The organism is Acetobacter zythi (assembly GCF_963921165.1).
Classification (GTDB): domain Bacteria; phylum Pseudomonadota; class Alphaproteobacteria; order Acetobacterales; family Acetobacteraceae; genus Acetobacter.
Genome location: NZ_CAWUEO010000048.1, coordinates 1 through 19945 on the forward strand (window position 1 = coordinate 1; position 19945 = coordinate 19945).

The window sequence follows — 19945 nt, forward strand, 5'->3', positions numbered from 1 at the left end:
CTGCCCTGGCACTGGAAAGCCCACCAGCAGGTCCACAATACCATCGCCGCCTGAATACGCCCGCGTCTCTCGCCGGATGGTTACGTATAAGCAGGAAATAGGTATCGTCCGCCCCAGAATGCGACAGCGGAAAGTATGACAACCGGCATGATGCGCTTTGCGAGACCTGGTGCCTGTGTTCCCTGTTTTTTTAAGGTTGTGGTGGTGTCATGCCAAGGGAAAGGGGCCGGTGCAGCTGCTTCAGATGATTGTTTCGGGGAGAGGATCACAACATCCTGCTGTCCGGGATGGATGGTGATGGATTGACCCTGTTCGGGAATAATAATGACCATGACTGGCTCCTGCTATGATGATGGTTCATTTTGCGCGAACAGGTTGTGAATGCGCATCGGAGCACAGTTCCTGAGCATACTCCTCCATGGCTTCAATGGTGATCTGACCTTTACTGTCGACCAGTTGCTGGAGCATGTGATCGACACAAAGAACGATGACACTGATGGGAGCGTAGTGGACAGCGTTCAGGACGTGGCCGCACAAAGCATTCTCATTATGGTCAATACCCAGACCAAAGCTGGCCTGTCCGTGTGTCGGGGTCCATTGATCTTCCGCCAGACGGATGATGACGGGCAAAAGAGCATCTGGAGCGAGCAGACGGCGTGGCGTCCATTCCTTTTGTTGCTGTCCGACTATAATGCGATAGGAACGCAGCTCAAATAGTGCGCAGAGAGCATCAATCAGACGTTCAATGTCGATCATGCGAATTTTCTCTTTTTCCATGTTGGTAGGCGTGGCCTGCGTGAGCCGACACACAGGACGCGCACCATGCGGTATGCCACGGGAAGAGTAAGGCCCAACCATGCCATGATGCCGAATATCAGGGTGCTGATCACGGCGAGGATGAATACCCACTCACGCATGTGGGCAAACCAGAGCACCATTGGCACGAGAGAGCGGCAGTCCAGTATAAACAGGTGGACCGGTTCAGAAGAGTAACGCCACATGATTACATCTCCGCGTCACGGGCTTTTGCAGCCACGTCATCTGTAATGCGCTTTTCAGCCAGAGCCTGCGCGATGGACTGGACATAGGTTTGTCCAGTCTGTTCAACCGCTTCATGCGTAAGGGAAGGCCATCTATCGCGTGGCGCATCGAGCAGTTTGTTACGAAAGGCCCGTGTAACTGGTAGAAATTCCCTGATGGGTGTGCGTGTGCCATCAGTCGATGGAAGAAGGCGTTGATTGACGATTAGCCGAAGATTTTCGACAAACGAGATTGTCAGGCTATCGCGCTGATCAGGTGGACATAAGGCTTCAATTCTGCGGATCGTTGAAGCAGGGTCGAATGTATGGACCGAAGATAACAGACGATGTCCGGAAATCATGGCCTGAATGGCGGCTTCTATCGTTTCGGGCTCTCGACATTCCCCAACGATGATATCGGTGGGTTCCTGTCGCATCGCAGCTCGAATGAACTCGGGGAAGCTCTTAATCTGGCGTGGAATCTCGCTTTGACTAATGGTTGCATTTTTCCTATCGACCAGATCATAAAGCAGTTCGAGAGGTGCTGAGCCTTCCACGATATTGCAATGACAATCCGGGTCCTCGAGACGGGCTCGCGTTATTCCGCCGATAAGGGTTGTCTTGCCGCTCCCGGTGGCGCCGCATATCCAAAAACCTCCATTGTCACCTTCGAGAGCATCTCTAAGGCGAGGTTCAACATTCTGTTCGTCCAAAGTTCTGGGGAGGTCCACCAGTGGCCGAATAGTGATGGTGATGCCTTTCTCTGCACCGACAGATGCGCAAACCGCATTGACACGGAACGAATGGCGCGGACCTTTCCGGCCAGGCCAGACTGTGTGTGATATGTCTATGGTTTCGGCTTGGGTCAGGACACTTGTAGCAACCTCACTGCCGTACATGAAGCGTATAGCCTCCTGTACGCGGCGCGGGTTCCAACGATCTTTCCCTAATTGGGAATTTTTACCATGGACACGGATTTCCACGGGTTGGTCCGTCTGGATCTGGATGCGGGATGCACCCATTTCGGCGCAATGGACCAGTAAGGTATTCAGGTCGACATCGAGAGGAAGATCACGCATCGAATGCTCCCCTATTGTGCTGGTGGGCAGCTTCGGTGATCTGGATAATGCGTTTGTGCTGATCCAGTATGCGCTTTGGAAATGCTAGACCTGAGTCTGCCTTCTGGCCGTCCCAGAGCTTGCGGATATAATGCTGGATGGGACTGCGCAGTGAGGCCGGAGCCTGAGAAATGCTGTATCCGTAGAATGTTTCTGAACGTGTGACGTGGTCCAGTTGACGCAAAGTGGTTGTCATACTGCTGTCGAGTTGGCTTTCGCGCAGGAAATAGCGTTTCAGGACCCAGATGCGCAGGTCACTGGCAGCACTTCTGGCCGCAAGGAAATAGACACAGAGTGTCTGTTCATCAGTTGGCATAATGCGGTGTCACCTCGGGAGTCATCAGGGCGGTTAAGGTCAGCGCAAGCTGGGGGTCTGGAAGTGGTGTTCCTTGAAGACACTCCGCCCGCCAGTGTTCCACAGCTCCGGCCGCTTCCGTGCAGGTTGTTGTGACAATGGCGTGCAGCGGGCGGCCAGGCATTGGATACGAAAGACCACACAGAATGAGCCAGAGATCCCGGTCAACCAGTTGGACAATTGAGAACAGGCTGGGATTGACAACACCTGACTTCCGCCGGGCTTCCTGAAGAAGTGACATCAGGGCAGGGCGGACATAGGCGTGTCTGGACGCGATTTCGATTCCGCTTGTCCAATTGCTCGCTGCGTAGGTCTTCTTCATCTTCTGGGTGAAGGTTTTGTCCAATTGGACAAACCGCTTGATCTCTCCTTTATTCCACCGACCGGAGAGAGCAGCAGAGAGAGATTCCAGCATCGCCTGAGCCTGATCTTTCTGCCGGGTGTAATAAAGGCTGAACACCATAAAAAGGCAGAGTTCTACGGCGGAAAGCTCTGCTGGACTGCTCCATGGGTTCCCTAACTGACGCACCAGCGCATCATGACACTGGTGGACGGTCTCAGCATCCGATGTTGATCCTGGAGCATACCGCCTGAGCCATTCATCCGGGGTGAGGACCGGGTCCATAGGACGCAACGGCTTTCCCGCAGGCGCTGGAGGCGTCAGTTTGGCGGCCCCCCCGACCCACGCTTGTCCAATCGGATGGATTTTAGCCAGCATGCGGGTCATTCCTTCAAGACCAAAGCGGTGCCGGTAGATGGCTCGGGGTGCCTGTATTCCACAAAGAATACCAAGCACGACAAAAAGCCCAAGTGACGGCAGCAGGATAGCCTGACCAGTCAGAGTGCAGAGTGCCCACAACGTCTGACCGGACACCTTTTCGGGCTGGGCATGGGCCAGGTTGACCAGAATCTGATCATATTGGTGGGTAAAAAGAGAGATCATGCGCAGTTCTGCACCGGCGCAATACAGGACAAGTTCGGCAATCTGTGTGTGAAACTCATACCAGAGCAGCAGGGCGAGACACGTTGCGACAACGATAATCGCAAGAGCCGTTAGAATCATATTTTCCGGATCGACATCCCGTCCTGTGCCGATGGGCTGTTGTGGCATCGTCATGGGTTTGTTTCCCCTGCGTGCCAATGTGCCCGGTTGGCATCAAGGCCAGGTTGAGAGCGGATCCGGATTTCCGTGTCATCGACCCGCAGCTGATCGTGGCCTCCCTGTGTGTCACGATGGAGGAAAGCGACCTCTGGTGGTTCGACTTTGCCAGCCTTTAACAACACCCGGTACCGAGCCATGCCTATTATGTCGCGCTGCAGCCGCCCCAGATCATCAAGAAAGACTTCTACAGCCTGTCGTTCGCCTGCGGCCCATCCGCGAGCAACGGCTTCTCGCCAGACATCAACCTCGTGGCGGGTGCGGGGGCGTTGGGCATCAATAGGTGTATCTGGAGATGCGACATTTCTGACAAGCCACGTTCGCCACTGAGGTGGTAGGGAAACAAGCTGCGCATGGCGGGTAATACGGTAGACCTGCCGTGTCTCACGAGCCGTTTGTCCACTATCGTCCAGTGCGAAGGCCATTTGTGCTTCTGTGACGACGGGAGGACGAATAAGGGTCTGTCCATTCCCGGCTGGCAGGACAAGATTACGAAAATCAAACTCACGATCAAGCACGGGTTCATAACGGCGAAGCATGTCGTTGATCGCAAATGATCTTGCCGCCAGCCCGCCTTGCGCACCGTAAGCCCATGCGGCCTGTTTGAGCGCTTCATCCCGGCCATTGCTACTTTCCGTTCGTGGTGAGTAGCCGGGTCGAACAGCCATAAGAGCTTCCAGAGAGGGGGGGCGTGTCGTGTCTGTCAGGACCGGCTGTTCGGCCGCACCGCTCAGAGGTGTGTCGAGTGGATTGGCGGCCGCCATGGCTGTTTGCGGTTCGGCCGGAACAGGGAGGGGGGTCGGTGTGTTGGGCTGGGCATATAGTGTCCCGGCAGGATTGGACAACACGATTAACCCCAGGATGAGGGTGCGTTTACGCATGCTGATTAATCCGAATGGTATGATGAAGAATGTCGACATCGACATCCAGTTCAGGATTACCGGCTGCTGCGAGCTCGTTGATGAGCTCTCCCGCCGTGGCATGTGCCTGATGGATGCTGACAATTGGACCATGGTCTATGGGGGGTGAGAGGACCTTGTATCCCACCATCCTGGCAATCTCTCGGACCCCGGCGTCGAGTGAACCCGTCCAGTTCCAGCGCATAGGCCGGTTCATTTCCGCAGGGAGGACCGAGCCCGGACGTAACATTGGAAATCGAACCTGCCCCATTGTGTCCATGCGCCCGAGGAGCGTGGACATTTCAAGCGATATGGCCTGATGGCGGGCAGGGGGTTTTGTCTGGTGCTGGCAGGCTCCCACCAAAAGGAGGCTGATCAGCAGGGGGGCAGATGTGCATGGTGGTATTGTCATACCCCATGATCACCCATGTGGTTGTGAATGCGAGATGCCGACAACATGGCTCCAGACTTTGAGCTGGTATGCCTGATTATGGATGGGGGTGTGCGAGTTGTAGTTTCCGACACGTTGCCAGAATTCTTTGGGATGCTGAGGGGTCTCGCCTCCGAGTTCCCGGGCCAGTATCCATGCGCCAATGTGAATATTGAGGCATCCGTCATTGATGATCTGTTCGCGCGTTATCCCTTTTGCGGCGAGTTCGACGAGATGGGACGAATTGATTTGGGCGGGACCCATATCATATGTCCCATTCTTGTTGCTTACGATCTGCCCAACATGCCCACCTTCAGTTGCAAGAAGGCCCAGAAAGAGTGGTACCGAAATCCGGTACTGACCGGCGGCATCCACCGCGCATGTCCGTAAATTTCCCGGTAAGGCCGTTGTCTGGGATGATGGCACTGTGAACGTTGGTATTATTTTGGGAGTTTCTTTCGTCTTATTGCTGACAGCATAGGCCAGTATCCACGCACCGGCAGCGATATTTGTACAGACATTAGTCTTTATGGCTTCAGGAGAAAAACCGGCCTTTTCAAGAATGGGTATCCAGCCTGGCTGGATACCCATTGGCCCAATCAGACCATCATGTTTTTTTTGAATGATCTGCACGATGGATGATTGCTGGACATGATAATATTCAGCAATCTGGTCAACACATGGCGGTATGATCATGGCTGGTCTCGACGTAGGAGAGCCAATGTATTCCGCGCACTCATTAAGTAAAACATTGGGATTTTGAGTGCGCGAATACTGAGGCAATTATCTGGTTTGACTGGCTGGTGAGGGAGCGAACCTGTTATTGATAGACATGATAACAAACGCCGCTTACCCGGTGTTCTGGGCTAATAAACCATGCCTGACCGGGAGGGACGACGAATGTCATACTCTGGTCAACGCGTGAATTGTCACCGCTCCATTCGATATGAGAAACCGATTGACGATTAACATAAGCGTCAGCAGTAGCACCTTTATGTCCGGCGTAAATGATTGCTTCCACAAGGATGGGCAAGTCCGACGAATTCAAATTGTTCAAGTTCCATCCACCACAGGACGCTTTGATAAGGGTGGCAAATGACAGGCCAATAACTCTCCATGTTCCATTTACACAATTTAGCGTGTTCCCCCGCTCATCTCGCGCGATGTCCCCAATTTGGGTTGTGAAAGTATCCTGACTGTTATTGGATTCAACACCGTCCATAACGCCTGTATTGATCGCAACCCCATCACACGGACTGCCATTTTGTGCGATGAAGTTAGGTCGAAAGACCTGTCCTCGGATATCTTTCGTAGCGTTAACCCTACCGTCTTCACTCATGTATGCATTGACGCCTTTATTATCGTCGTCATTGCCCGTGCTGACTGTACCGTAAGCATGCACGTCACCGGCGCTATTGATATCATTCCCTGTCATATTTAGGGGCGTTTCCATGGAATTGAGCTCTGGATGGCCTGCGATAGCATCCCGGTAGAGATAGTTCGGGTTATTGTTGGCGTCATCTGCGGATGCAACCAGTCCGACCAGATGCCCCGCCCCGGGGTTAGGAAAACCGGAAATAGTCTGGGACCATGTTCCACTCGCGCCAACGGCCATGTTGGAATTTAAGCCACTGATCAGACCGTTTGGAGGAATATACCCTCCTTGTGCCCCGGCTTTCAGGGCTATGGCAACGGCATCCTTGGGCGAGAGCGTAAGGCCCCCGTATGATATGACGCGGCCGTCAAGCACACCACTGTCAGATTGTGTGACGTAGACAACCCATGTCTGTCTGTAGGGATTGGTGCTGGTAAACCCTATTGGAAGATCACGTTCCTTGATTAGCGTGGCCAGAGAAACAGCGGTAGAACTGCCGACCGGGATGCTTTCGATCAGTTCATCGCTATGTGCCCGGATGTATTTCTTAATTCCGGCGAGAAGAATATCGAACTGTCCTCCAGCGACAGCAATCACGGAACGGTTGTTCGCGTCCTGTGTCATGTTGAAATAGCGGGCAGTAGGCCATAAGGACACAAGAATGGCTGCAAGTACGGCGATGATGGAGGGCATCTAGAACCTCGGACCTGTAAATGTGACAACAGAGATGATGTCCCCTTCCGGGACAGAAACAGGCAGGTTTCCCATGTTGCCAAAAAAAGGAGAGGACCAGCTCGTATCGTGTGCGATCCCGATGCTTCGGTCGCCATCGGCTAGTCTGATGGTGTCGGCAACAATATTTGGAGCAAGAGGCATCCAGGTTACGATGGTTGTCCCATTGCTATTTTTGAAAACATCATTCCCGGCGTTTGGCAGAAACTGTTTTTCATTCCCCATGCCGATATCCGACAGATTCAGACTTCCAGAGAAGTCTGGGTGACGTTCAACATAAAATTGCACGGCACTTCTGTAAGCTAACCATCTTTGAGCCGCATTACTGGGCTCAATGTAGATGTCTTGCTGAAGGGCCAGAGTGGCTAGCCCTTGAGTGTCAGCAAAGGCCCCAAGGATGAGGGCAAAAGCGAGAATGATATAGGCCATGGCCGTTAGCTGTCATGCTCGAAGGTAATTGTTGCTGTTGAAGAGGATGCGCCTGCATTGCAGGCCATTGCGATGCTGGATGCAGCAGCGCTGTTTGTGGGATCAATCGACGTAGAGTTAATGCTAATCATATTGGCGCTTTGTGAACGGGCAAAGGTAGCGCAGTCATCACTCGGGACTTCAACCCAACTGGCAGTAAAACCCATCCCATTACTTGTTGAACTCAGGGTAACATATGAGTTTGCCCATGGGCCTTTGATCGTGCTTCCATCGCCATTCAGCATCCCTTTGGGGACAAGATTGGCCTTGATGGCGACCGAGTTATTAAGACCACTGAAGTTTCTGGCCGTCAGGCCTCCTTGGAAGAAACCGTCAACATTTGTGACCATTTCACTTTCCCAACCCGATGCAGTCTGTGCATTCGATTTGTGGAATATTTCATAAACCCCCGCCATGACAAGAACGAGAGCCATTATTTCAAGGCCGTGTTTGGAGAGAATGGCAACGATAAGATCCATGATGGAAATTCCTTATGGTCAATAATTATAGGATTAGGAGGCCATTGTGTGGGAAAGGTCTGCGCCCAGATTGTCACAGGCGGCACCAAGTATGACCACAAGACCAACCATGATCAGGATGAACGCGTTTTCAGCCTTGTTCGCGAATGCGATGGTGCGTTTCTCTGTCGCAGCGACCCAGACCGTCGCCGTATCATGAAGTCTGATGTAGCCTTCCTTGCTCACCCAGTTGGCTTCGACGTCATCAATGATGCGTGGCGAGGGAAATTCGAACCCCGTTGATAAGAGTGCATCGGGAAATGTCAGACCATTGATGGTAAGGTTTGTCAGGATCGCCTCAAGCCGCTCTTTTAGCCATGGAGATGCAGCTGACGCCTGAATCCGCAGGGCCTCTTTATCGGGAACCTGTGCAAGCACAAGTGATAGGAATGCTGTGATCCAGACGTATCCCTGAACATCTCTGTAGATGGACCATGGCGGGAACCGCTCGAGAATTACGCGGATATGTCCGGTAACGCGTCTAAGGCTGAACCAGGTTGCGAATGCCAGAAGAAGCATAAGACCCAAAGTAATTGGTGCGTACCACCCCGATGCGAGATTGGAGGCGAATATGAGGATCTGTTGACTCGAACTGGGATGTTTGGGCGCCATAGGGCCAGAAACAAGGCCTGGTAGAATTTGAGTGCCCAATATTCTCAGAAACACGTAGATAATTCCGAGGTACATCAGAGGCTGACTGACGGCTTTCATGGATGCCTGAACCATAGCGCTGGATCGCCCTTTAGCTTCACAGAGCAATTGCAGGGCATCTGGAAGCGTCCCGGCCTTGGCGCCGGCATACATCAGCATGTATTCATCATCTGGAACATAGGGTCGAAAAGCGTCAACGAGCTTCTCGCCATGGTTCAGATGATAGATGATGTCGTCGATAATCTGCGGAATAACTTTCTGTTTTTTTCGCGCGGCCTGCGTTGCAAACATCCGTAAAATAGTTGTTTCAGGGATGTGGATCCGCAACCGGACGGCCAGCATCTGGTATAGTGTAGAGCGTGCAGTCCAGTTGAAAAAGATCAGAGCGTTAAACCTGAACCACAGGGAATTTCTGCGGTGCTGCTGTTCATAGTCAACGTCAGTATAGCGGATTAACATTATTGAGCCCCCCGTGATGCGCCGTCACGGCGTTCTTTGAGAACCTTCTCGCGGGGGCGGATACGGTCGACTGTGGTGTTGACATCGAACGGATCAAGCTTGCCCTCGGCAACGAGCTTCATAGCGGTTTCGAGCAATGAAGGATCGGCATCAGGACGAGAGCGATACCTATGCCGAGCGACATTAACCCCATGCGTGACAAAGTCGCTCATGAGTTCTTCATCTGTTTCAATCACCTCAGCAACGCATGTGCGCCCGGCGATCCCAGTGCCATAACAATGCTCGCATCCGGGACCGATACGGCGGATCAGAGCTGGGTCAGGGCACCACGTGGGAACAGATTCATTAATAACTGTAGCCAGTCGCTTATCGTCTTTAGTCCATGGGACTGCACAGTGAGGACAGATTACGGGCACTAGTCTTTGCGATACGATGCCGCGAATAAGGGATGCATTACAGGTTGTCGCAAAGTTCAGACGGGTAAAATCCATAATCTGGAGGCGAAAAGGAAGGTCAAATGGATCATCAACGTGACAGGTTGACGCAACAAAATGGCCGGTTTGAACTGCGGTGAAGCAGGTTATCGCACCATCGACATCGCGCATTTCTCCCAAACCAATGTCGTCTGGATCCATACGCAGGGTGGCACGTTGACGCTCGCGCAATGCGCGTCCGTTTTCGTCTTCGTTGTCTGTGTTGGGAATATCCAATTGGATAGCCCATGGCATACTCAGTTCGACTGGCTGTTCGATAGTGACGATGTTGCGGCCGGGCTGAATACGTGCTTTTTCCGCCCAGATTTCATAAAGCGTTGTGGTCTTCCCATGACCAGTCGGAGCTGTGAAGATTATAGCCCCTGAAGGAGACATCGCGATCCCCATCAGACGGTCTATCTGTCGTTGGCTGAAACCATAATCTTTTAACCGAAGGTGCCCAGGAGGTCCTTGGAGTGGGTGTAGGGTGCTGTAGTTTCCTCTGACGCGCCTGTTGACTCCACGTTTAATGGATTGCAGGCGTAAAATCATGAACCATCCCCCTTCTGCGAGAGGAACGCAGGGACCTCGGACAATACGGACGTTATCTAGTCCGGTGCCTTTGAGGATATCTCCCGAGATGCCGCCGTCCTGAAACTGACTGTCGGTGACAGATGCGGCCTGTGAAGAACCCAGCCGATACATCGCGCGCATCAGACGATCTGCAAAAGCATTTTCCCATTCGTGGGCAACCATATATCGCCCGTTGATACGGCAGGCGATTTCGGTATGCCTGGATAGCCGTCTGATCCGGATGTCTGATGAATTATAGCCGCCGATCTCGGTCAGAAGGGCCAGTGCGCGATCCCTTACTTCGACATCTTCTTTGGGTGTTTCCATAATCGCGGAGTTTTGGTGAGCATGTTCCATTCGCTCCGTGACGGCACTGAGGGGAACATATTTGACTTTGACCCCGCGGAAACCTTCAACGTAACGTAAGGTATCAAGCCATTGCAGGAAATGAAGCCGATCCTGAAGCTGCCTGCTGGCGAATACGGTTCGGTCATCGCCATTGGCTTCAATAAAAATCTGTCCTTCAAGACTTCTAGGGATGTCGATGACGATTTGGTTCTGCGACGCCGTCATTTTATCCGCCGCCCCCTGAGCGGGGGTACCAAACAGCCGTGACCAGATATTACCCATGGTTCAATGCCCTCCACTTTCCGTAGAGACCGCCGCTGCTGAAGCATCTTTGATGGCAACATGGATCTGGTAATCAGTGTTCTGAAGGGTGCCGTGTGCATCGGCATTGATCTCACGACCCAGACGTTCGACACTGATGTCTCGAAAAAAATCCCATGGTATTTCCCGTGGGTCTCCTTGCCATGGGAATGTGATCATATAAGCGCTCTGTGCCTTCGAGCGATCGTCATGGGCCAGATCGGCAATTTTAACCGACAGATTGGCCTCTGATTGCTGCACGAGGGCTATGAAGGTTTTTGCATCACCTGCTGCATCAGACGGCGCACCATGAATTTTCTCATAAGGTAAAAGTGGATAATGGGATCTGACCGAGTTCCCATTGTTAAGCATTAAGCCAACCGGCGCATCCGCAAGAGTGCCGCCTGTACGAACCCATAGGGCACTTAATGTTCTTCCTGCACATTCCCAGTTGTTGAGCGTCCATCCATTTTTGAAAGGAGGAAGTGCGTAGGCATTGTGCATGCAGATTTTGACCCATTCAGCGGCCGAGGGCCCCTCATGGGTGGCGGCCTGAGCTTTCTGCTGCTCCAGAAGTAGGTTTCTGCGTGCTTCATCGCGCAAATGGGCCAGATTTCGTTCGTGGAGGACATGAAGGCTTTGCAGCACGACAAGACCACATACCGCGAAAATACTGGCGGCAATGTAGTAAGGTCTGAATGAGACAGAGCGGATAATAACTGGCGTTGGCGGAAGAGCCGCCATGAACTCATCGACTTTATGTGCCTCGATAAGCAATCTTTGTGTGAAATTGAATCCCACCAGTGAGGACCGGTAGCCTTCGAGGTCTTCTTCAGAGAAAAAGTCATCTGAACCGGGCAGGGGCAATGAATTTTCATCTGTGGCCATGACCCAAATGCCCGATGGCCCAAAGTCGCACTCGACGTAGGTTAACGGTCCGCTCTGGGCTAGAACGGCCAGAAGCAGGCTTTCTATTTTAGATTTTCCAGTTGTTTTTTCACCAGTTCTCTCGGCGACCATTTTCAGATAGCCAATCCGATTTGGTATCTGTTTTGGCCGCACATAATTCGTCATGCCCATTGCAAGGGCTTCCTGCCGAATGGCTGGCAGGGAAGACTGCCCATCCTGGAGATGAATGATGCCCGTGATGACAGTCCCACCTTCCCAAAGGACGCCGTCCACGGTGGCCGTGGGCGCAGTATCATCAGGTTTTTCCTGCTCTGGTAGCGGGTTCGACTGGGGTGTATGAAACTGTGTTCCCGGCTGCTGGGGGAAAGGCACGCGCATTGTGGTCAGGTCATTCCGACCGACTGATGTGGTGAACGCCGCCCCCCCCTTCGAGCGCCTTTCATTGTCGGCAATTGTTGCCAGCCCTTCCGAAATTTTTTTCTGTGTATCAACAATGCTCAGACAGGCATTGTTTGCATCAATCTGTTCCTGAGACAGTCTTCCGCCGATCCCAGGTTCCTGAAGGTGCTGTGCACATTCTGGCGGTGTTGCCCATGATGGCATGGGTAAGGCCAGTGCCGTCGCCATAGACGCAAGAATAATTTTTTTCACAGTGTGTGTGCCTCCACGGTTACGACAACATGGGTTTTCTCAAGAGTGGCATCGCCCCCGCCCCCGAGGACCCAGTCCAAAGCAGAGCCAACGCCATTGCGTTTGCGAGATGTCGCATCATCGACGTAGCCGCTGAGCACAAGCGTGCTGTTGTTTTGCAATGCGACGGTATCGTCCAACGATGTGCTGGATGTTTTGGGAGCCTGAATAGAGGAGCCACCACTTGAGATGGTGGTGATGGTCTGCAATGTCTGGAGCAGGAAATTGAGATGGAGGAGTATCCGGCTATCAACAATTTTGGGTGTGACCGAGCCCATGAACCCAGACATGACAACTCCAGGGGAGAGTGAATTAGAGCTTCCCGAATTTGTCGCCAGAACCGAAGAACTGTTGGCCAGATAGGTCGTGTTGATGCCGTTCTGGAATGGTGCTGTCTGGTTATTGGTTGTTACGACTGACCGGTCATACTGTTCGGTTACATTCCCAAGCTGCTGGAGTGCCTGCACAACAACTTTCGACCCTGAAAAAAGGCCGCCAGTGCCTTTGCCCGTATCCAGAATGGACGCGCCGAAGGAGAATGGTGTGTCAGAGGTTTGGAGTTGTGGGATTGCGGCCGGGGTCGAAGTCAGTCCGAGCATGCCGCCGTGCGAGGCAAAGGAGAGTGTCGGGCTGAAACCGTAGTTGCTTTCGTGGCTAATCTTGACAGTATAAACATGCACTTCAACAGCGACCTGTTTGAGCATGTCATCACGCAGTCCCTGAACCCATTCTTCAACGCGGGCAATTTGGTCAGGAGTGCCAGTTACTGACACCGTTCCCAGACCTTCATCCGCGACAACATGGGCGTCACCGGCGATCACGGCCGCTGTCTTTTGGATAGTTTGCCACCTGTTGGTTTTGCTGTGGGCTATGATGGACGCCATACCGGATGACTGGCCTGAGGACTCACCGCTTCCACTCATGCCGCCCCCTGATGTCCCGCCAGACATCATGGAGCCACCTCCCATGCCCATACCCATGCCAGACGAGCCGCTACCACCGCCTGTGTAGGCGACGATCGAGGCGTCAGAGGTTGTGTCACCGGAGAAAGCGGGGATCGGCCACGTTTTGGTCAGAGTGCGATAAAATTCGATCTGCCCATTTGTCCAGCGCTGCCAGACGCCAAAACGTGTTGCGAGAGTCTGGAATAAACCCTCACGGGTCCCTTGATACTGAAGCCAATTTCCTACGCCAGACCATGTTTCATTGCTGGAGTTGGAAATTCTGGTTTCTGAACGCGAAACTGACCGGTTTTGCGAGGAATCATTATCAGAGCGCGATTGTCCTCCCGATGCCGCTGGGGGCGGGGGAAGATCGGAAGCACTATAGCTCCCCCCAGCCGAGGAGAAGTCCTGTTCGGCATCAGACGTGACACTGACAGGAATGTGCGTCACGCGGCTGGCGATGATGGCTGCATCTCTTAATGAGACCGGTCGGGCAAGTGTAATCCCCGCGGAGTGAAGGAGGATCTCAGGAACCCTCTCAGCCTCGTGGACGCTTTCCCCCAGAAGCCACGGCCTGTCCGATACGGTTACGACAGGGTTTTGTGGTATTTTATAATTCCTATCGACCGTTTCGGCCTCATGCTCGGCCTGACGGGCTGCTTTGAAGTCGGCACAACCGGCCAGCAATGTCACACATGATGCTGTGGTGAAGAGTAGCGGGAGGTACTTCATTCGCTGCGCCCCCCTGGGCTGGTCACGACCAGAGTATGATTGGGTGTATGGAAATCCGCGTGGATGGACTTTCCTTCGTCCGAGATCGTGTGGATGATATCCGTCATGACCTTCTGGTAATCCCCGTTGAAGGAGGTCATTGCCGGAACCATCCAGTTCAGATCATGTGGCCAGAAAACTTTCCACCCTGCACGATCTCCCCATGCGACCATCTGTTCGCGAATGGGTTGTCCTTCCACCAGTGTCCACTCTTCAGATGGCACCTTGGCCTGAGCAAGAGCGGGTTGAGTGTTGGTAGGTTTAAGCGGAATGGGGCGGGTCTGGTCCGTGTTGGGAATTTTCAGAATCAGATGTTGTCCATTATGGATTGTGCAACTGCCTGCGCGCTCGAGTGCGCCATCGGCGTTATGTCCATAGAGGCATGTTGCTTCCGCATCATCGGCGTCCAGCTCTAGCAGGAGGTTTTGTCCAACCGGGCTGACCGCGTAGCGCACGGTATGTGCGCCGGGGTAGGACATCCCATCAGGAGACAAAGCGAAACCACGTTCGCGCAAGGTATCCATGAGGAGCACTTCAGTATGATTGGGGTCTGGACCATCATAGGGTGCGAGCCGAATGATGCTGTTTGGTCCGTCCATGCTGTTGGCGAGGATATCCGCGATAAAAACGGTTAGGGCAGATGCGTCGCGGAAGGTTGCTCCTGCGACATGCGATGACGTTGATGGGGGCATTTCCCCACATCCTGAGACCATAACTAACAGGGCACCTGTTGTAATATGACGGGCGAGGCGGTTCACTCCGTACCTCCATGGGTTATGTGGATTTGCGGAGCTTCTGGCCCATTCCCAATGAGCAGGGCGTCATCGACTGCTCTTGGAATGACGTAAGAGTCTCCAACGATTGTGTAGTCCTGAGTGTTTTTAGCTTTGGGTGAGAGCACGATCAGGCGTGGTGCGGCAGTAATTCCGCCAGGGGGGAACTGGATGTATGTGTGTCCAGCTTCGCGGTAGACCCGCATGGGTTTCCATGGGGCAGATCCGCTCATGTGATAGGCAAAGTCAGGAGTACCGGTCAGACCTGTTTTGAGTGTGATCTCGGGTTGACTTAGGGCTTCACCCGGCGAATGGGTGAAAGCGACAGTTTTCATGCTCGGACTTTGAGCACTCAGAAGTATTCTGTAGGTATGTTCACTGGCTTTAAGGGTTAGGGGGGTCTGTGTAGCGTTGACACCAGGCGAGAGGGCTATGGCCCAACCCTCATGAATGCCTTTACTTCCTCTCACCAGATCGGCATGCCAGTTTGTCGCGTCATCGACGCTCAGATCTGTCTGGGTCGCAGTTTCACCACGATCTAGGCGAACAATGCAGATATCCGGATAACGACAGGTTATGGTTGGCGTCCCATCGCCAAACGCGAACCATGTGATCCCTCCCTTCCCAACGAGAGGTATGGCCGAAAGGTGAGGGGGCGTAAGTTGGATAATTGTTTTTGTCGCACCGGCTGATGTGCTGACTGGAGCGACATCGGCAGGGTGGGGGAATGACCCAGTTACGAGCGCAGGTTTATCAAGGCGCTCATTCAGGCTCGCCATGAAAGCATGCACACGATCCAGGCTATCCTGTAATGCGTGTTCGGGTGATGGAAGACCCGGTGTTGCAACGGTTACGGGAGCGGCGTTTTCAGCCGACCCGCATCCGAAGAGTGGCATGACCACCATGAGGACTACTGAGCATCGTTTCATATACCCAGTATCCGACATCAGGTTGTGAATACGCGCACGGGCCTATGCCGCTTCCCTGAGGAGCGCGCCAATTCCGATTGCGTCACAGATTTCTTTACTGATCTGTGTGATCACACCCCCCAGAGCCTGCGCAGAATCTGTTCCCTGCCGGATCATCTCATTGCGGCGGCGACCAATTTCGTCAGATGCTGATCCTCTGGGAAACACACGAGCCAACCTGCGGCGAGCTTCACCAGAACCGAGGGCGGCATAGACGCGCTTGCGGAGTGCGACATCTTCCGGATGAGTGGACAAAGCCCATAATTCGATAGGACCAAGCATGTTTAGAAGGTACATTTCATACATCTGGTTATTCACCAGGATCTGAAGAATGAGCGGAGAGCCAGTACCGTTTTTGTTGGGTCCTTTAAGACCGTGATGGACAATAGCTGTGGCCGCTTCGCTTAAACCCAGAAGAGTGGACACTTCAGTAGCTTCTTCGGGGTTGGCGACCCCAAGGATGAAACGCCCGGTTGAATGTTGGGTCAGGTATTCACCAAAATCTGTGATTTTCTGGCTTGTAAGGCCAATTTTAACGTTAAGCTTCGCGGCACGGCGCGCGGCTTCTTCAAACTGTTGTCGAATAAACGGTGCTTTGATTGTGCGTTGGAACTCATCACATTCAAGTCGTTTGAAACTTTCACGAAACTCCCTGAAGCGCTTGCGATGGATGTCGCGTACGAATTCCGGAGCATGCTCGGCATCTTCCGGGTCAAGAAAGAAGTTGCGGGAGATAATCTGAAAACCCATGAGATACATGAGTTCTGTCTGACGTTCGTTCGCGGCCCCTTCGGGGGCTACACGGTGGATGTCCAATGCGACAATTCGTGCATCACCCAGATCAAGCTGGGTGGTTCTGTTGAGTGTCGGGTATTGTCCAATGAATGATATTATGTAGCGGCGGAAAATTTCCAGCCCTTTCTCCTGTCCGGCCGTGGGGGTGTTGGAGCCATAATTACTCCAAACCCTATCTTCCTGAATGGCCTCAAGAAGATCTTCAATCACGGGCACAGCATGCTGTGTCGCCATACGGGCAAGGCGGATGTCGCCTCGCTTGCCGAAAAAATCAGCGATATCCCACCATGTGGTGGAGCGGTCAAAAGGGTAGCCCAGTTTGTCCAGTTCCTCATCCAACAGCCTGTTTTCTGTCTGACGATAGGGTTTGGGGCGCCCGGATGGACCATCGGAATAAAGGTCGTAAACTGTTTCAATGGCAGCGTGGATAATCTGGTCCATGCCTTCAAAGGGAATTTTATCCACGGGCATGCAGATTAACGAGAGGAAATTTTTGAGAAACCCGAGGTGATATGTCAGGGGTCTGCGATAGCATGCCTCGGTATCAAAGATATTATAGGCATGTTCGGGTTTGAGCTCGAACGGGATGTAGATGGCCCGATGGGCATGTTCTGGCGGCAGGCCATGGACAATAAGGTCGATGAAACCACTTGTCGCATCACCAATGTCCAACTTCCCGATCAGGGGAAGTTGGACACCTGTATCGGTCAGTGTGGCCGTACTGAGGACAGTAGCGAGAAGCAGCGTGTTGGCCAGCATGGATTTACCGCGCCGAGACGGTGCGACAAAGAGGTCGAGAACGGCGTCACGTCCGTTCCCAGCTGGATCAAAGGGGACGATCCGTCCATCAGCAGCTCTTAATAAGGTGGCGCCATGTTCCCATGGTCTTGCCGGTCGGGCCCATGGCGCCATGGTAAGAGTTTTGTCCAATGGTGCGGCTGTAGGCGGCGCTGTTGACGCCAGCGCAATACCGGGCACGGAAGACATTGTCCCTTCGAGGGGGTCGCCACACTGACGTGTCGCCTGAGCGCCGCCCCAGCCGTTGATCCCCTGTTCTAGTCTTGATGCGCGCGTGCGCAATGTGTCAGCGTCTCCTGCGGTAGCAGATGTCGCAAAGGATACCCGGAGTTTGACAACGGCTTCTCTACGGGCCCGTCTTTGAGCAATATCCTGCAGTGCATCATAGACAGCCCGGTTCTTGCCAAAACGGAGCAGGGTTGAGACATGCTCTTTCCAAACCATATAAGAAGGCCTGACGCCTTCAACATGCATGGTAACGCGCCATGGAAGGCGGTAGTGGGCAAGATGGGAAGTCAACTCGGTGAATGGCCGCACTTCCTCAGAAACCATTGTCATGTCCACTGGCGTCCAGTCGGAACACCCTAGCCGGATGGTCTGAAAGTCAGGGGTGTAGGCATCCTCTTTGAATATCTGCTCACGTAATGGTGGCCAGAGTGCAGCACTGACATCGGCAGGCCGGTCAGTTTCAGGAATAATGTCAGGAGGAAGATCAGAGGGGGTGATGGGGGACCAGTCCTCACCTGCTGTTTCGGGATAGATTTCTTTCCGAATAACCTTCAATGCAGCTTTTGGTGGTAATGCATTGAGAAGCACACCTCTACTGGAGAAGACCTTCATTACATGTTCGACAAAAGCATTATGGACCGTTGCGAGTTCAGGAGATCCCAGTAATGGATTTTGGGCGTCTCCGAAGTTAGGCAGGTTAAGCCGTGCTTTTTTCAGACGTTTGTGGGCAATGGAAAGTTCGGCTTTTGAAAGACAGCCTTTTCTACTCCATAGGACAAGCCAGATGCGTTCCTGTCGCATGTAAGGGGTAAGTACCCTTTCACGCTCAGTGAAAATGTCTTCGAAGTCCGCCTCAAGTGCATTGGCGATAGTGCGGCGTTCGTTGATGTTGTCCCGGATGTATTCAGAAGCATCTGGATCAGAGATGTAACTGAATTGCATGGCATGACCGGTCTCTTTGAATACTCCGGCCAGATCAATGCGAAGCTGCTCGGCCGCGGCTTCAACTTCACCCTTGCTCGCAAGGCGTTGCAGGCCACCAACTTTGAGCAGGGTAACAAAATCCCCTTTGAAGGTAATGAGAGACTTTTCATCAGTGGTAGCAAGATCACAAAAGGATGCGAGATCTTTACCCGTTAGCGCAGATATCCAGGCGCAGGTACGCAGGAAAGATTCAAATGGTTTGAAGCCTGACGATGTGACTTCCTTGAAGGAGGTTACAGGCTTATTTTTCTTTTTGGAGGAGGATTTGAACATAGGTCACTTCCGGGAAGTAGAGAGTGCCCTGAAATCCTCTCCATGGAAGTCGAACCATGGTGCGAGCGGCAGGACACGTAGACCCGAGACGCGTTTGCTACGCAAAAAGAGATTATACTGCGGGATTTCAGGGATCAGTTTGCGCAGGACACTAATCCGGTCTGTACCAATTATCTGTTTTGCTACAGATCTGAGGTTCTCGAGTTCCGTCAGTATGTCATAAGCTCTTGAGGCGCGCTCAACGGCTGCGGGAGGCGAGGACGCCGGCACATATCGAGCCTGATATGCCGATCGTAGCAGGCGGCTCACAAAGCCCTGATCAATTTGTGGGAGCCAGATCAGAGTGCTGACCTTATCAGTGTCAGGTTCGTCGACACAGAACGCTGGGGCACAGACGATACAGAGTTTTGCACCAGAGGCAGAAACACTGGTACCCATTTCACCACAACAGGAGCATTGTGTTTGTGGGCTGAAGGTCTCTGAGGACAGAGTCAGAGATCCACGTGGGGCAAGACAGTGGTGTATAAAGTCCGTCATGTTATTGATCAAACTGCATCTTATGCTGTTCGCCAGTAACTACTGTTGTGGCATCCCAGAAAGTGAAGCTTGCCGTCCTGACCACAAATGGAAATCCGATCAGGAAACCACCACACAGGAATGCACCGGCAATATAGGACATGCTGGTTCCAGCGTTATTGTTCCTATGTTTCTGATAAAGCGATAGTATTCCTGCCGCGAGTAGACTTCCGCCAACGATGAAACAAAATGAGTTCAAGATGTAACCGAAGGCATTATTGGCGTGTTCTGTTGCTCGTGCGGCCATTTCATCAATAGCCTGAGCATGGGCATACTCAGGTAGTATTGACACCATGACGACCGAGACAAACAACAGGAGGTATATATTTTTCTTTGTAATCAATTTACGCATATTTTCC

At 52.8% G+C, this 19945-nt stretch carries 20 protein-coding genes; all 20 read right to left on the reverse strand.

Annotated elements, in window-relative coordinates; all coding sequences use genetic code 11:
* Positions 1 to 80: 80 nt before the first annotated feature.
* Positions 81 to 332 carry a hypothetical protein gene (locus AABE20_RS13765; RefSeq protein WP_338333617.1) on the reverse strand — a complete coding sequence of 84 codons (252 nt, stop codon included), beginning with the start codon at positions 330 to 332 and terminating at the stop codon, positions 81 to 83.
* Positions 333 to 357: 25 nt separating this feature from the next.
* On the reverse strand, positions 358 to 756 hold the full coding sequence (locus AABE20_RS13770) for a hypothetical protein (protein ID WP_338333618.1): 399 nt from the start codon (positions 754 to 756) through the stop codon (positions 358 to 360).
* The gene (gene icmT / locus AABE20_RS13775) at positions 753 to 1001 is read right to left on the reverse strand and encodes an IcmT/TraK family protein (protein WP_338333619.1); all 249 of its coding nucleotides are present in this window, start codon (positions 999 to 1001) and stop codon (positions 753 to 755) included. Before icmT ends, AABE20_RS13770 begins: the two co-directional genes overlap by 4 nt.
* A gap of 2 nt (positions 1002 to 1003) precedes the next feature.
* Positions 1004 to 2098: a type IV pilus twitching motility protein PilT gene (locus AABE20_RS13780; protein ID WP_338333620.1), complete on the reverse strand. Its 1095-nt coding sequence runs from the start codon at positions 2096 to 2098 to the stop codon at positions 1004 to 1006.
* Positions 2091 to 2453: a hypothetical protein gene (locus AABE20_RS13785; RefSeq protein WP_338333621.1), complete on the reverse strand. Its 363-nt coding sequence runs from the start codon at positions 2451 to 2453 to the stop codon at positions 2091 to 2093. The genes AABE20_RS13780 and AABE20_RS13785 overlap by 8 nt, the downstream gene beginning before the upstream one ends.
* A complete protein-coding gene (locus tag AABE20_RS13790) occupies positions 2443 to 3609 on the reverse strand; it encodes a secretion/conjugation apparatus DotM-related subunit (protein ID WP_338333622.1) in 1167 nt (388 codons plus the stop codon). Before AABE20_RS13790 ends, AABE20_RS13785 begins: the two co-directional genes overlap by 11 nt.
* A complete protein-coding gene (locus tag AABE20_RS13795) occupies positions 3606 to 4532 on the reverse strand; it encodes a type IV secretion system DotC family protein (protein WP_338333623.1) in 927 nt (308 codons plus the stop codon). Before AABE20_RS13795 ends, AABE20_RS13790 begins: the two co-directional genes overlap by 4 nt.
* Positions 4525 to 4962, reverse strand: a complete 438-nt coding sequence (locus tag AABE20_RS13800; protein WP_338333624.1) for a DotD/TraH family lipoprotein — start codon at positions 4960 to 4962, stop codon at positions 4525 to 4527. The genes AABE20_RS13795 and AABE20_RS13800 overlap by 8 nt, the downstream gene beginning before the upstream one ends.
* Before the next feature lie 9 nt (positions 4963 to 4971).
* Positions 4972 to 5676, reverse strand: coding sequence for a transglycosylase SLT domain-containing protein (locus AABE20_RS13805; RefSeq protein WP_338333625.1), 705 nt, complete (start codon positions 5674 to 5676; stop codon positions 4972 to 4974).
* 124 nt (positions 5677 to 5800) lie between these two features.
* Positions 5801 to 7048 (reverse strand): shufflon system plasmid conjugative transfer pilus tip adhesin PilV, encoded by a 1248-nt coding sequence (gene pilV, locus AABE20_RS13810; protein ID WP_338333626.1) that lies wholly within the window; start codon positions 7046 to 7048, stop codon positions 5801 to 5803.
* Positions 7049 to 7516, reverse strand: coding sequence for a type IV pilus biogenesis protein PilM (gene pilM / locus AABE20_RS13815; RefSeq protein WP_338333627.1), 468 nt, complete (start codon positions 7514 to 7516; stop codon positions 7049 to 7051).
* Between the two features lie 5 nt (positions 7517 to 7521).
* On the reverse strand, positions 7522 to 8034 hold the full coding sequence (locus tag AABE20_RS13820; protein ID WP_338333628.1) for a type 4 pilus major pilin: 513 nt from the start codon (positions 8032 to 8034) through the stop codon (positions 7522 to 7524).
* A 33-nt stretch (positions 8035 to 8067) separates the two neighbouring features.
* Positions 8068 to 9183, reverse strand: coding sequence for a type II secretion system F family protein (locus AABE20_RS13825; protein ID WP_338333629.1), 1116 nt, complete (start codon positions 9181 to 9183; stop codon positions 8068 to 8070).
* Positions 9183 to 10859 (reverse strand): ATPase, T2SS/T4P/T4SS family, encoded by a 1677-nt coding sequence (locus tag AABE20_RS13830; protein WP_338333630.1) that lies wholly within the window; start codon positions 10857 to 10859, stop codon positions 9183 to 9185. The genes AABE20_RS13825 and AABE20_RS13830 overlap by 1 nt, the downstream gene beginning before the upstream one ends.
* Before the next feature lie 3 nt (positions 10860 to 10862).
* Complete coding sequence (locus AABE20_RS13835; protein WP_338333631.1) at positions 10863 to 12437, reverse strand: hypothetical protein; 1575 nt, start codon at positions 12435 to 12437, stop codon at positions 10863 to 10865.
* Positions 12434 to 14152 (reverse strand): pilus assembly protein PilN, encoded by a 1719-nt coding sequence (locus AABE20_RS13840; RefSeq protein ID WP_338333632.1) that lies wholly within the window; start codon positions 14150 to 14152, stop codon positions 12434 to 12436. Before AABE20_RS13840 ends, AABE20_RS13835 begins: the two co-directional genes overlap by 4 nt.
* A complete protein-coding gene (locus AABE20_RS13845) occupies positions 14149 to 14883 on the reverse strand; it encodes a toxin co-regulated pilus biosynthesis Q family protein (RefSeq protein WP_338333633.1) in 735 nt (244 codons plus the stop codon). Before AABE20_RS13845 ends, AABE20_RS13840 begins: the two co-directional genes overlap by 4 nt.
* 62 nt (positions 14884 to 14945) lie before the next feature.
* Complete coding sequence (locus AABE20_RS13850) at positions 14946 to 15860, reverse strand: TrbG/VirB9 family P-type conjugative transfer protein (protein ID WP_338333634.1); 915 nt, start codon at positions 15858 to 15860, stop codon at positions 14946 to 14948.
* A 75-nt stretch (positions 15861 to 15935) separates the two neighbouring features.
* A complete protein-coding gene (locus AABE20_RS13855) occupies positions 15936 to 19010 on the reverse strand; it encodes a type IV secretion protein DotO (RefSeq protein WP_338333635.1) in 3075 nt (1024 codons plus the stop codon).
* Between the two features lie 538 nt (positions 19011 to 19548).
* Positions 19549 to 19938, reverse strand: coding sequence for a hypothetical protein (locus AABE20_RS13860; protein ID WP_338333636.1), 390 nt, complete (start codon positions 19936 to 19938; stop codon positions 19549 to 19551).
* Between the last annotated feature and the right edge of the window lie 7 nt (positions 19939 to 19945).

Coding starts and splice junctions, on each gene's coding strand:
- AABE20_RS13765 (WP_338333617.1), bottom strand. CDS start 332: ATGGTCATTATTATTCCCGAACAGGGTCAATCCATCACCATCCATCCC.
- AABE20_RS13770 (WP_338333618.1), bottom strand. CDS start 756: ATGATCGACATTGAACGTCTGATTGATGCTCTCTGCGCACTATTTGAG.
- icmT (WP_338333619.1), bottom strand. CDS start 1,001: ATGTGGCGTTACTCTTCTGAACCGGTCCACCTGTTTATACTGGACTGC.
- AABE20_RS13780 (WP_338333620.1), bottom strand. CDS start 2,098: ATGCGTGATCTTCCTCTCGATGTCGACCTGAATACCTTACTGGTCCAT.
- AABE20_RS13785 (WP_338333621.1), bottom strand. CDS start 2,453: ATGCCAACTGATGAACAGACACTCTGTGTCTATTTCCTTGCGGCCAGA.
- AABE20_RS13790 (WP_338333622.1), bottom strand. CDS start 3,609: ATGACGATGCCACAACAGCCCATCGGCACAGGACGGGATGTCGATCCG.
- AABE20_RS13795 (WP_338333623.1), bottom strand. CDS start 4,532: ATGCGTAAACGCACCCTCATCCTGGGGTTAATCGTGTTGTCCAATCCT.
- AABE20_RS13800 (WP_338333624.1), bottom strand. CDS start 4,962: ATGACAATACCACCATGCACATCTGCCCCCCTGCTGATCAGCCTCCTT.
- AABE20_RS13805 (WP_338333625.1), bottom strand. CDS start 5,676: ATGATCATACCGCCATGTGTTGACCAGATTGCTGAATATTATCATGTC.
- pilV (WP_338333626.1), bottom strand. CDS start 7,048: ATGCCCTCCATCATCGCCGTACTTGCAGCCATTCTTGTGTCCTTATGG.
- pilM (WP_338333627.1), bottom strand. CDS start 7,516: ATGGCCTATATCATTCTCGCTTTTGCCCTCATCCTTGGGGCCTTTGCT.
- AABE20_RS13820 (WP_338333628.1), bottom strand. CDS start 8,034: ATGGATCTTATCGTTGCCATTCTCTCCAAACACGGCCTTGAAATAATG.
- AABE20_RS13825 (WP_338333629.1), bottom strand. CDS start 9,183: ATGTTAATCCGCTATACTGACGTTGACTATGAACAGCAGCACCGCAGA.
- AABE20_RS13830 (WP_338333630.1), bottom strand. CDS start 10,859: ATGGGTAATATCTGGTCACGGCTGTTTGGTACCCCCGCTCAGGGGGCG.
- AABE20_RS13840 (WP_338333632.1), bottom strand. CDS start 14,152: ATGAAGTACCTCCCGCTACTCTTCACCACAGCATCATGTGTGACATTG.
- AABE20_RS13845 (WP_338333633.1), bottom strand. CDS start 14,883: ATGCCCCCATCAACGTCATCGCATGTCGCAGGAGCAACCTTCCGCGAC.
- AABE20_RS13850 (WP_338333634.1), bottom strand. CDS start 15,860: ATGCCACTCTTCGGATGCGGGTCGGCTGAAAACGCCGCTCCCGTAACC.
- AABE20_RS13855 (WP_338333635.1), bottom strand. CDS start 19,010: ATGTTCAAATCCTCCTCCAAAAAGAAAAATAAGCCTGTAACCTCCTTC.
- AABE20_RS13860 (WP_338333636.1), bottom strand. CDS start 19,938: ATGCGTAAATTGATTACAAAGAAAAATATATACCTCCTGTTGTTTGTC.